This is a genomic window from Edaphobacter sp. FHG110511_03 (genome assembly GCF_059115365.1).
Genome location: NZ_JBZYWL010000001.1, coordinates 1,397,973 through 1,410,287, shown reverse-complemented (window position 1 = coordinate 1,410,287; position 12,315 = coordinate 1,397,973). Strand labels below are relative to the sequence as shown.

The window sequence follows — 12,315 nt, the reverse complement described above, 5'->3', positions numbered from 1 at the left end:
TTAGTCCCCGCGGCGCAACAGCTCGTTCGCGATAACCGCTTGCCCGAGCGAAATACCGCCGTCGTTCGCTGGCACCATCGCGTGTAAGAATACTCCAAATCCAAAACGCCGCAACTGCACCACCGTAAGTCCCAGCAGAAGGTGGTTTTGGAAGACGCCGCCGCTCAGGCATACGCGGTTAAGGCCATCACTCTTGCGAATGTGACAGCAGACCTCGACGATGGCCGCGCTAAGCGTGTTGTGAAAGCAGGCAGAAACCTCGCCCTCACGCCGTCCGCGCCGGATGTCCCTGACGATCGACGCGATGGTTTGACGAAGATCGACCTCGATGGGTTCACCTTGGCGCAGATCGAACTCGTAGCGATCCGTAACGCTTGAGTCTGCTGCCGTCTCAAGCGCAATTGCCGCTTGCCCTTCGAATGTAACCTCAGAACCCATTCCCAATAGCGCCGCTACGGCGTCGAACAGTCGCCCGCACGAGGAGGTCTGCACCGTTTGAATGCCGCGCGCGAGCATCGTGTCCACAAGTTTGAAATGCGTGGCGGGAACCACGCGAAAACCGGCAAGATCGTCATGCGTCTGGGAGCCAAGAGAATCGCGAATGTAGCTCAGCGCCATGCGCCAGGGCTGACGTATTGCCGCATCGCCGCCCGGCAGCAGCACCGTGCGAAGGTGGGCGCGACGCTCGAAGCCCGCAAGATCCGCAACTAGAAATTCGCCGCCCCAGATCGTGCCATCCGTTCCGAGCCCAGTGCCGTCCATGGCGACGCCTATGACCTTTTCGCGGAGATGGTTTTCCGCCATGCAGCTGGCGATGTGCGCGTGATGATGCTGGACAGCAAACCTGTGGTCGATGACGGATGCGAGCGCCATGCGCGTACTTCTGTAATCCGAGTGCAGATCGTGTGCGATCGCCTTGGGTGAGACCTTAAAGAGATGTTTCATCTTCTCGAGAGTCTCTTCGAAGAAGCACATCGTCTCATAGTTTTCGAGGTCACCGATATGCTGGCTCAGGATTGCGTGTCTGCCTCGAGTCAGGCAGAAAGTGTTCTTCAGTTCGGCCCCCACAGCCACGACCTGTTCCAACTCGATGTTTAAATCGATGGTCTGCGGCACGAAGCCACGCGAACGGCGCAGCACACGCTCCCGCCGCTCGAAGATGCGAACCACAGAATCATCGACTCGTGTGGCGATGTCGCGGTTATGCAGCAGGAACCAGTCGGCGATGCCCGATAGACGCCGGAGCGCTTCGGTGTTCGAGACGACGATCGGCTCCTCGCTGAGATTGCCGCTGGTCATGACGAGCGCGGGAAACTCCGGCTCAGATTCCGCCGAGTCGCTGAAGAGCAGATAATGCAGCGGTGTATAGGGAAGCATAATGCCGAGTGTGCTGTTTCCGGGCGCGAGGACGTCGGGCAGGGCTACCGCTGCGGAATCCCCCGGTGGCCGGCGCGGCAGAATTACTATCGGCCTACGCGGATGTTGCAGCGTGGCTTCGTCCTCGGGCGACATTGCGCCAATGCTTTGGATCCCTTGCAGATCGCGCACCATCAAGGCGAAGGGCTTCAAGGGGCGGCGTTTGCGTCTGCGCAGCTCCGCGATAGCAGTGTGACTCCGGGCATCGCACGCAAGCAGGAAGCCGCCCAGGCCCTTTACGGCCACGATCTTGCCCTCCCGCAGGAATTGCCGTGCCATGCGGATCGCCAGTAGCGAATCTTTCTCGGCGTAGGAACAGTCCTCCGATACGGAGCCGCTAGGGACGAGGCAAAGCGACGGGCCGCAGACACCGCAGGCGTTTGGCTGAGCGTGGAAGCGCCGGTCGGCCGGATCATCGTACTCATTCTTGCAGGCATCGCACATGATGAAGCCGGACATGGTTGTCTTGGCGCGATCGTAGGGTATGTCTTGGAGGATGGTGTAGCGCGGACCGCAGTGTGTGCAATTTGTGAAGGCATAGCCAAAGCGCCGGTTTGAGAGATCTCCGAAGTCGCGCCAACAGGCATCGCAAGTGCCAGCGTCTGGGGAGACCAGGGTGGAGTCGCCCTCCTGCTCCCGGCTATCGAGAATGTCGAAACCGGCGCTGCCTACAACGGCCCTTTCGGAGACGGTTACTTCGAGGATTTCCGCGAGTGGCGGTCGATCGAGTTCCAGGCTCTCGAGAAAGGCGCGGATTCCCCCGGCGGCACCCTCGATCTCTATGGTCACGCCTGAAGAGGAATTGAAGACGAAACCGCTGAGGTTGAGCGACGTGGCAGGTTTGTAGACGAACGGCCGAAAGCCGACTCCCTGCACAATGCCTCGAACCTGAATATGACGCCGCGTCCTCGAGTCTGGGGGATCAGACTGCATCATTGGGCCCCTGTCCGCAAGGCTAACACCACGAAGAAAAGAAGATATTCTGACAAATCCGGACCGTGCGATCTCGGATCTCACTCAGTAGCAGAGCTAAAGCGGGCTGCAGGTGAAATCGATGACGCGTTATACAGAATTTTCCACTCTCGAATAGCGCGTTTCAAGCCTGTATCAAGGAACGCAAGTCCCTGATGCAGGATTTTTAATTCCCTGTTCTTTCCAGGCCAGATTCATGACGAGAGTGCAGTAAATGTCCCGCATATTAGAGGGATAGAGACATTTTCCTGTGGAGTCGAATGTATCAAAATCGAGAAAATACCCTGTATTTTCCCTGTTACCGGGAATCTCTCGCGGGAGACTAGTTCGCTGCAGACTGCATCCACCGCCATTTCTCTTTCTCGAAAATCTTTTTGAGTAGACTTACTGAAATCGCGAGATTTCCGCGGCAAAACTGTTTTTGCTTTTCGTACTTAAATAGGCGGGACGCGACTCATGTTATCAGGTCTGGTCTCTGCTAATGGAGTAGCAAACTCGGGATGCTATCGTAATTCTTATCAATACGATAAGAGAGAATGTAACAACAAAAGTGACGGTCTTTGGGATGTTGAGGTTACTGGGCCGTGATGTGCAGCCACGACTCTGAATATCCCCATTTGATATGCAGTTCCGTTTTATTGCTGTGGCTATTCTCAAAATCGATCAGAAGCTGTTCGATCGGCCCATCGGTATCATTGGTGTTGAGCAGGGTTCGACCCAAATCCTGACTCTGATCGTACTCCGCACCCGATTGCCCCGTTTGCTTATTGATGATGAGCTGGTAGCCCTTCTTCGTGACGATGCTATAAACGGTATAGGTCCCAGCCGGTACGTACAAATCTCTGATCTTCAGATCGATCGGAGTCTTGAGCGTTGTTGCCGCACCATCGCCGGTCCGCCACACTGTTCCGATCGGAATCAATTCACCAAGAATCTTTCTTCCGTGAAGCGACGGAGCGCCATAGTCGATCGTAATCTTCTGACCGTTGATCACCGTACTGCTTTGTTGCCGCGAGCTTGGTGCGGGCTCGTTGGCCGATGAAATATTTGCCTGTCCTATCACTGGAAACGATGCACATAGCAATAAGCTCACTGCCCAAAACTCTATCTTGCTGAGCATATATCCTCCGTTACTTATGCTTCCTTGAATACAGCGGGATCGCTGGTGCTGGGGCGCCCATTTTCGGCATGTCCCGCGAAGCGACGAAGAAATCCTGGGTCTGAATCGTGCGTGATCGAGATATCGAACCAGCCGGAGCTGGACGCAAGATTCGAGCGATCCTCCATCGTTTTACCAGGGGCAATCGTGTGATGCCGCACATCGTGAGCATCATACGAATTGCACACCTGCATCGTGCATGGCGATGTGCCAGCATTATGGAGCGTCAGACGAAGATTGCCCGCCGCATCGTGGCGCAGTTTTACCTCCGGCTTTTCCGCGTGATCTGAAGATGGGTTGTTGGAAAATTCCGTGAGGTATCCGTTGGGGCCGAAGACTGAAAGTTTGGCTGTACCCAGATCAGAGAGACTCCAATAATCACTGAGCTGTTGCAATGCGGAAACCGTATAACGCCTCGGATTCTCCTGGGGCTGCTTTGTGCTGTAGATATAAAACGCGGCTCCGACCTTGCTTTGATTGATCAGGTCGACCCAAACCTTTCCGCTCTCGGTATCGATTCGAAAATCGATGTAAATCTGATAAGGCAACGGACGAGCGGGTCTCGTCCCATTCTCCTGTACGGGCATCGACTGCACTGCGGGAACCGTAGGCGGTTCATGCTTGGAAACAATCGGCAATGGGACCGCGAATTGATAGGGCGTCGTATCCGGCGCGCTTGAAAAATCGAATGCGGACGTCAGGTCTCCGCAGACTGCCCGTCTCCACTTGCTGATGTTCGGCTCCGCAACTCCAAATCTCGCCTCAAGAAACTGCAGAACCGACGTATGGTCGAAGACCTGGGAGCAGACCCAGCCACCTTTGCTCCACGGCGACACGATCAGCATCGGGAGACGCGGCCCCAACCCGATCGGTTGCAGGCCGCCAGGATCAGCTCCCGGAATCAACGGATGCTGCTCGTGCGGATGCTTATCTGTATTAAGAAACTCATCCTGCAGACTTTCAAGCAGGTCATCCGATACCATACCCTCCGCATTCTGCTTCTGCGTAGCTGGCGGCATGGGAGGAACGACATGGTCGAAGAAAACGTCGTTCTCGTCGTAGTTGATGATGAATACGGTTTTGCTCCAAACCTCAGGATTGGCGGTAAGCGCCTCAAGAACCGTGTTGACGTAATAGGCTCCATCGCTGGGTGAAGCTTCAGGATGCTCGGAATATTTGTAAGGAGCAACGATCCATGAAACCTGCGAAAGGTTTCCGCTCGTGACATCCTGGCGAAACTCGGCGAGCGTGCGATCCGTTACACCTTTGCGAACCAGCGGTGAATCCGGGGAAGCTTCTTCTTCAACCTGGTACTGCGAAAAGAATTCGAGCGAGTTATCCGTATAGTTGTCCGTCGGCGACCCGGGCTCTCCCGTCCCCCCCTGGTAGAGCCTCCAGCTGATGTTGGCTTTCTCCAGCCGCTCCGGATAGGTCGTCCACGTAAATCCATTCTGCTTGTGGCGTTCTCCAAAACCGGGACCGTTCTTTCGTGTGCCATACGCATTCCGCGGATCCACCGTGCCCGACCAGAGAACAATCCGATTCGGGGCCGTATTGGCATGCACTGAACAAAAATATGAGTCGCACACCGTGAAAGCGTCCGCGAGAGCATAGTGAAAGCTGACGTCATTTCGCTTCAGGTAACCCATCGTGATGACGTCCTGCTTCTGGTTTACCCACTGGTCATATTTGCCGTGGTTCCACGAGAGGTGACCGCTGCTCCAGCCGTGGTCGCCCCCCGTCGTATGCTCCGTCGTGCGTTGCGGGTCGAGATAAAAAGGCAAAACGTACTTGGCCTCTTCCGGCAAGCCGCGGTCGTGGTATCGCTCCGTCCTGGTCACAACCGGCGGCTGATACCAGACAGGTTTGCCGTTGGCTAATCGGGCCGGACGGGGATCGTTGAACCCGCGCACGCCCCGCATGCTTCCGAAGTAGTGGTCGAAGGATCGGTTCTCCTGCATAAGAATCACGACGTGCTGCACGTCCATGATGGTTCCGGTCCTGCGATCGGCAGGAATCGAAAGTGCCTTGGCAATTGCGGGCGGCAGCACCGACATCCCTGCCGCCACTCCCGTCGAGGTCGCTGCAAGCCGCAGGAAGTCCCGTCTACTTCTAACCCTTTTCATAGATCTCCACACAAAACGCTCTTCCGCCTCTTCGCTGATCGCGTTGCAGAGGGGAACAGCTATGACCTTAACGCGCTCTCTCCCATCGCGAAAGGTCTTTAACGGTTCAGAAACTCGGTCTCTGTTCCAAGTATTGGACTTACCAAAGCTCATCCATGAGCCTGCAACAAAATCTTAACAAGGCGAGATTCAATTTTGGGGAATCAGAGGGGAGTGCACGGTTGTTTCACGCGGCCCGTCATTCCAACGAGGAGCCACAATTGCGGCCGCGATCATGAATGTGATCAGAAACAGGTTGAAGATATTGTCCCAGCCGTAATGATGAGCGAACCAGACGACCAGCAGTGGAGCGAACATCTGCCCTACCGATCCCGCTCCATTAACCGCCGCAATGGCGCGTCCCGAGCATGCCAGCGGCACAGTCTCCAGCACCGCGATTGAGACCATCAGTGCATCCACGGCATAGACCATCAGGCCCATCAGGCAGATGCTGACAGCCGAGGCCCACCATCCAAGGTTCGCAATCATCGGCTGCAGAAGCGAAAGAAATCCCAGCCCGAAAAGCAGCATCGTCGCTACCGGGTAGCGCCGCGAGTTGCAATAACGGGTTGAGATATGAACTGCAAAGAGGGCTCCCGCAAATCCAAACAACTCAAACAGGGTTCCAGCCGAAGCCGCGCGATTATTTGAAAGATGCGAAGTCTGCACAAGATACAGGGGCAGCCAGAAGAGCAGAGCATACCTCGTCATCTTGAGGAAGAAGTACATCGCCGAGATCGTTCGGATGTTTGCATTCGAAAGCACCATCCACCAGCCTCGGAGCACGCCATTCGCCTCGTTCTCCTCCATGGCATCGACAGCACCCAGCGGCTCAAGGCCGACATCCTCCGGTTTATCCCGAGTAGCTATATAGAAATAGATCGAGAGCAGGATCAACAGCAGGGGCGGCAAGGCGAAACATCGCCTCCATCCCCAGGTCGAAAGAAGATGCGGAGTCAGACACCACAAAGTGACGCTGGCCGCGAGACCTCCGCCGAGCGAATAACTGGCGCTCCACCATGCAAGAACAGGAGGCCTTTCCTTTCGCGTAAACCAGGAGGCCAGAAGTTTAGCAAGAGCAGGAAATCCCAGGCCTTGCCCAAAGCCGTTCAATAACTGTAGGGTCAGAAGGTTGTGCAGGTTATGAGTAAACACCATCGCAGTCGTAGCCGCAGCGGACACCAGTCCGCCGATCAGTGCAATATGACGGGGTCCGCGCAGATCGGCAATCGTTCCTGCAAAGATATGGCCGAAGACGTAAGCCAGGGCGAATGTGAAAAGTAGTTTTGCCAGCGAGTCCGGGCCTGCTGGTGCACTCGGCAGACTTAGAACCGTGGTCAGATTCTCTCGGCACAGATAGTAGCCCGCATAAAGAAGCCAGCTGGAGTTGAAAGCGGCCATACGCCAGCGTTTATAGAGGTCACTCTTTTGTTCAGGCGATGTCACTTTGGATCTCCAAGGAAGACTTGCGTCTGCCACTGCCCGGCCACGGTATGCAGTAGTAAAACCTGAAGGGGATTGCGGCTGCCGAGTTCATCCGTCACACCATCGGGGAAATGTTTTTGCGATGTCAGATCCTCCAGCAGATGTTCTATGGCCTCGCTGTCGGTTCCCTCTATATAGAGGGTGGCAGTATCTTCCGGCAAAACGGTAAGCAGAGCAGCTGACGAGATATTCGACGTCCAGACCCGATCGTGCACCACTCGGTCCGTAATCCGTCCCTCTTCGGGTTGTTCGGTCAAAATCCAGCGCAGGCGCTTATCCCGCGCAAGTGTCGGTGGAGTAATGAGGCCCTCTTCTACCGATGCAAGCTGTTCGGGCCTTATTCCTGAGGGAACGCTGTTCTCAATTGCCGTATCCACACCATATCTGCCCGCAATCCATGCGATGGGATAGAGGCTTTGAGCCAGTTTCCCCTGCTGCTGTTGATCAATCGAAAGAAGCAGAACATTGCGGCCACTTAATACATGATCCCAGAACCGAAGGTAAGACTCCCGATCCTCCAGCCGGTGCCGTATCAATAAAAGACACAGCAACAACGCCAGCAACGTTGGACGCATAAGAGCCATATTGCTCAGAGGAACGGGGACCAACGCCGCATCCTGAACCTCGGATTTTGCAATAGGAACAACGTCCATCGCTGATTTTTCTGCGACAGGTTCATGTGGTATGAAGCAGGGAATATAAGTTCCCAACGGCAAATTGATCTGAATCTTCGACATGGCTTCGGAAGATGCGTAAAAAGACGTCAGGCGCTTGCGAACATCGTTCGCGCGTACCCGGACAATTGCATCAGAGCTCGGGTCGTAGGAGATATCCCGCCCAAGCAGATCGATGCCGATGGACCGCTCCTTTAAGGAGTCCATGCGTCCATCCAGGGCAACCCGGACGACGTATCGCAGAAACTCACAGGCACGTTTACTGGTTCGAAAATGAACGGCGGAACAGATCCGTTCCAGCTCCGTTTCCACTTCAAGATGACGTGACCGGGCATCCTCGAAACTTTTCGGCATTTGAGGCACCGTCGCCATCTATTGTTCCTTCGGTGTTCGAGTCTTTCTGCTCTGCGCGGTAGGTACCTCTACGCTATCCAAATCGAGTTAACAATCCTTGAATATGAACGTCCTCTGTGTGAAGAACCCAACTTCCAAGATGAATGCCGTGCAAATAATTCCGCCCCAACTCCTTGTTTCTCCGCGAAAACCCCGGAACTTTAACAGTTAGCAACCTACTTCTCAGCCCCAATCTCCTCTTTGATAGACCTGAGGCGGAACGCTTCTGTGCATGGCACGTTTGCCAATCCGCACCCCCATCCCGGGCAGCCGCGATTTTCCGTCCCCCGCACGCTGTTTTAACTTTCAGGAGCCGACCATCATGATGCAGAGAGCGACCCGCATATCGTGCCAGACACGCCTGCGGTGGAACTTGGCCGCACTGGCCACCTTGTTCATATTCGTCCTCACCGCCACTTCTTCCAGGGCGCAGTCCAACCAGGGAGCAATCGTTGGCACGGTAAAAGACCCCAGTGGAGCCATCGTCTCAGGAGCCCACGTCACCCTTCTCAATACCGACGAAGGCATCCTCCGCGAAACCAACAGCAACGCCGCGGGCGACTTCCAGTTCCTCGAGACCAAAGCCGCGCACTACACCATCAGCGTCACCGCCACCGGTTTTGAGAAATGGTCTCAGACCAATGTCGCGGTCGCCCTGCGTCAGCAGCTTCGCCTCAACGTCGCGCTCGCCATCGGCAGCGTGCAGCAGGAGGTCGTCGTCAGCGGCGAGCAGGCCAGCGCCATCGAGACCGAGACCAACTCCATCAGCGCCGTCTACACCCGCGAAGACGCCGAGAACCTTCCCGTCAACAATCGTGCCGGCTCGGGAGGCACCAGTGGTCTCAGTCTGATCGCCACCCTCCCCGGAGTGCAGTCTGAGGGAAATCCTCCCTCCTACTCTCTGCAAGGTGGCCTGCCCTTTGCCTCTGAGGTAGCGGTCGATGGAATCACTGTCCAGAACGCAGGCGGCGGTGGTCCTCTCGCCGACGCTTTTCCCTCCACCGAAGCCATCTCCGAACTCCGCACCGACGGCGTTGGAAATAGCGCAGAGTTCGGCCAGCCCGGCGAAGTCAGCATCGTCACAAAAGGTGGAACCAATCATTATCACGGCTCCGCATTCTGGTATCACCAGAACGCTGCCTTCGATTCCATCCCCTTCGGTGCCGCCACCAAGCCTCACAAAGTCGGCAATACCTTCGGCGTGGAGATGAGTGGCCCCGTCAAAATTCCCCATTTTTACAATGGCCATGACCGCACCTTCTTCTTCGCCGACTACGAAGGCTACCGCTTTCCCCAGCAGGCTCCTAGCCAGCAGGTTGTCCCCACCGTAGCGATGAAAAACGGCGACTTCAGCCACTACAACGCCAAAGGCTTCGCCGGTACCCTGAATAACCCCTTCATGGGCGGCACCTATGGCGCCGTGCTTCCCAGCAACGTGATCAGCCCCATCTCTCAGAAGATCCTCAGCCTCTTCCCCGATCCCAACCATGGTGACCTCAACTCCTACACCGACGGCCAGAACCCCAACTACTACGTCAACCAGGACAAAAGCCAGCACAGCGATCAGTTCGACGTCCGCGGAGACCAGTATCTCGGGGCAAATCAAAAGTTCCTCATCTGGGGCCGCTTTACCTGGAAGAATTACCCCCAATTAACCCCTCAGAAATTGCTCGTTCCTTCCTCCGTCACCGCCAATCAGTCTCGCGTGCTTAGTACCAACGTCACCTGGACTGCCCGGCCCAATCTGATCAACGAAGCCCACTTCGGCTTCACCCTCTACACCTCCGGAGAGGACAACAGTCTCGACGGAAAGAGCTTCACCAACGGACTCGGGCTCGTCGGTCTTCAAAACCTCTTCTTCAACGGCCTGCCTGAGGTCTCCTTCCAGAGGATTCAGAGCCTCGACGTCGGCCGCCTCTCCTCCACCAACAAGTCCCATATCTTCGTCTATACCGATACCCTCAGCTGGACCCACGGCAATCACACCTTCAAGTTCGGCGGAGATATCCGCACCATTCGCTCTATGTCCCCGCTGGGCTTCTTCGGCGCCGATAACTACGGCACCTTCGGCTACACCACCACCGGCTCCGCCGTCGGCAACTACTCCGGCGTCGACTTCGCCGACTTCCTCCTCGGCATCCCCAACGGCACCGAGTACGACACCGTCCAGCAGGACAACGACGGCAGCACTATCCACTATCACTTCTTTGCTCAGGACCAGTGGAAGGTTTCTAACCGCCTCACCCTAACCTACGGAATCCGTTACGAGCTCCATCCCGGATACACCGATGCCGGCGGCGACATCGGAAACTTCGATCCCAGCGTCCCGCTCTCCGGCCGCGTCATCTACCCGGACGGCAAGTCCAGCCTGCTTGCGCAGAACTATCTGGCCAGCGCAAACGCCTGCAATCCCGATGGACTCCACAACACCAACTCCGCTGTCATCAACGGCGCCCCCTGCATGCCGGTCGAGACCGCAAGCCAGGCCGGATTCCCCGGCGGCCTCAAGCACTATCCCAAGCTTCGCTTCATGCCCCGCTTTGGATTCTCTTTCCGGCCCTTCAACGACGACAAGACCGCAATCCGCGGCGGCTATGGCATCTACAACATCACCCTGCTCGGTTCGAACTTCTATTCGCTCACCGGAACGCTGCAGGCCGCAACAACCGAATACGTCAACACCTATAACCCCACCACACACGCCATCGGCTATCAGTGGCCCTCCATCTTTGCCGGAGCGGCCGCGGGCGGCAGCAGCAAAAATTACGGTCAGAATGACTTCGGCACCGCCAACAGCACCAACTGGAAGGATCCCTACACCCAGCAGTGGTCCCTCAGTGTCGACCACGACTTCGGCTCTGGCTATGGCGGACGCATCTCCTACATTGGCTCCATCACTCGCCAGCTCGTCTGGGCGCCTGATGAAAATACCCTGCAGTTCTCCTCAACCGTTGCGGCGTATAACCAGCCCTTCACCGCCCGCCTCTTCCCGAACTGGGGCACCATTAACACTCGCGCCACTGGTGCCAACGAAACCTACAACGCTCTTCAGCTCGAACTCAGCCATCGCTTCCAGCGTGGTTTGAGCTTCGACTCCTCGTGGACCTACGCCAAAGCTCTCGCCGACAACCAGGGTCCCAACAACACCGGTTTTGCCGGGGAGAGCGGCGGGGCACGATCCACCTCTGTCCTTGACCGCCACGCCGACTTCGGCAACGTCGAAGGAACTCGTCGCCACCGCTGGAACACGACGGCCGTCTATGATCTTCCCTTCGGTCGTGGCCGCCGCTACGGCTCTTCCATGTCCCGCTTCACCGATGCCGTCGTCGGAGGCTGGCGTCTCAGCTCCGTTTTCGTCTGGCAGACCGGCGCCTTCCTCACCCCATACTTCCCCGGCGGACAAGGCGATGCCTCCGGTACCGGCTCCGGTATCGGAGCGACTGCCGCAGGCTGGATCGCTCCCAGCCGTCCGCAGCATGCGGATAACGTTCCAGGCGCAAACTGGAAGCCGTCCAACCAGAATCGCAACAATTGGGTCAACGCCAAGGCCTTCACCTGCCCCGGCTATCCCGCATGGCAGCCAGGCACCAAGTGCACCACCGGCAGCGGCTCCGGCCCTGTGCCGCTTCCCATTGGACGCTTCGGAAACTCGCAGGTCGGCTCTATTGTCGGCCCGGGGCTCATCAACCTCTCCTCTGGCCTCAGCAAAACCTTCACTCTGGCAGAAGGTGTGCATCTCAAGGCTGAGGGAACCTTTACCAACGTCCTGAACCACACCAATCTTGCCAACCCCAACCTGGACCTCAGCAATGCCAATGCTTTCGGGACCATCACGGCGGCTACCACCAACGAGAACGGAGGCAACCGTACCGGCCAAGTGTCCGTCCGTCTCGAGTTCTAAACACTCCAAGAATCCCGGCGTTGTGATCAGAAGATCCTACGCCGGGACTTGTACCTTCCTGCCTTCCGACAAGCCTATCCTCTGTATCTCTCCCCCGACAGTTACAACTTGTCTCCCATTAAGGCATCCGAACGGCTACGCAGCCCGCTG

The 12,315-nt window shown here is 56.7% G+C and carries 6 protein-coding genes; 1 reads left to right on the top strand and 5 read right to left on the bottom strand.

Features of this window, described 5'->3' with window-relative positions; all coding sequences use genetic code 11:
* The 5 genes from hypF to AC5S26_RS05610 all read right to left on the bottom strand — a co-directional run bounded on the left by hypF (position 1) and on the right by AC5S26_RS05610 (position 8,078).
* Positions 1-2,352 carry a carbamoyltransferase HypF gene (gene hypF, locus AC5S26_RS05630; protein WP_494183870.1) on the bottom strand — a complete coding sequence of 784 codons (2,352 nt, stop codon included), beginning with the start codon at positions 2,350-2,352 and terminating at the stop codon, positions 1-3.
* Positions 2,353-2,962: 610 nt separating this feature from the next.
* On the bottom strand, positions 2,963-3,508 hold the full coding sequence (locus AC5S26_RS05625; RefSeq protein ID WP_494183869.1) for a DUF2911 domain-containing protein: 546 nt from the start codon (positions 3,506-3,508) through the stop codon (positions 2,963-2,965).
* Positions 3,509-3,522: 14 nt separating this feature from the next.
* Positions 3,523-5,673, bottom strand: a complete 2,151-nt coding sequence (locus AC5S26_RS05620) for a phosphocholine-specific phospholipase C (protein WP_494183868.1) — start codon at positions 5,671-5,673, stop codon at positions 3,523-3,525.
* 189 nt (positions 5,674-5,862) lie between these two features.
* Positions 5,863-7,158: an MFS transporter gene (locus AC5S26_RS05615; protein WP_494183867.1), complete on the bottom strand. Its 1,296-nt coding sequence runs from the start codon at positions 7,156-7,158 to the stop codon at positions 5,863-5,865.
* Positions 7,155-8,078: a hypothetical protein gene (locus tag AC5S26_RS05610; protein WP_494183866.1), complete on the bottom strand. Its 924-nt coding sequence runs from the start codon at positions 8,076-8,078 to the stop codon at positions 7,155-7,157. Before AC5S26_RS05610 ends, AC5S26_RS05615 begins: the two co-directional genes overlap by 4 nt.
* 508 nt (positions 8,079-8,586) lie before the next feature.
* Here AC5S26_RS05610 and AC5S26_RS05605 point away from each other — a divergent pair.
* Complete coding sequence (locus AC5S26_RS05605; protein WP_494183865.1) at positions 8,587-12,165, top strand: carboxypeptidase-like regulatory domain-containing protein; 3,579 nt, start codon at positions 8,587-8,589, stop codon at positions 12,163-12,165.
* The last annotated feature ends 150 nt before the right edge of the window (positions 12,166-12,315 follow it).

Coding starts and splice junctions, on each gene's coding strand:
- AC5S26_RS05605 (WP_494183865.1), top strand. CDS start 8,587: ATGATGCAGAGAGCGACCCGCATATCGTGCCAGACACGCCTGCGGTGG.
- AC5S26_RS05610 (WP_494183866.1), bottom strand. CDS start 8,078: ATGGACTCCTTAAAGGAGCGGTCCATCGGCATCGATCTGCTTGGGCGG.
- hypF (WP_494183870.1), bottom strand. CDS start 2,352: ATGATGCAGTCTGATCCCCCAGACTCGAGGACGCGGCGTCATATTCAG.
- AC5S26_RS05620 (WP_494183868.1), bottom strand. CDS start 5,673: ATGAAAAGGGTTAGAAGTAGACGGGACTTCCTGCGGCTTGCAGCGACC.
- AC5S26_RS05625 (WP_494183869.1), bottom strand. CDS start 3,508: ATGCTCAGCAAGATAGAGTTTTGGGCAGTGAGCTTATTGCTATGTGCA.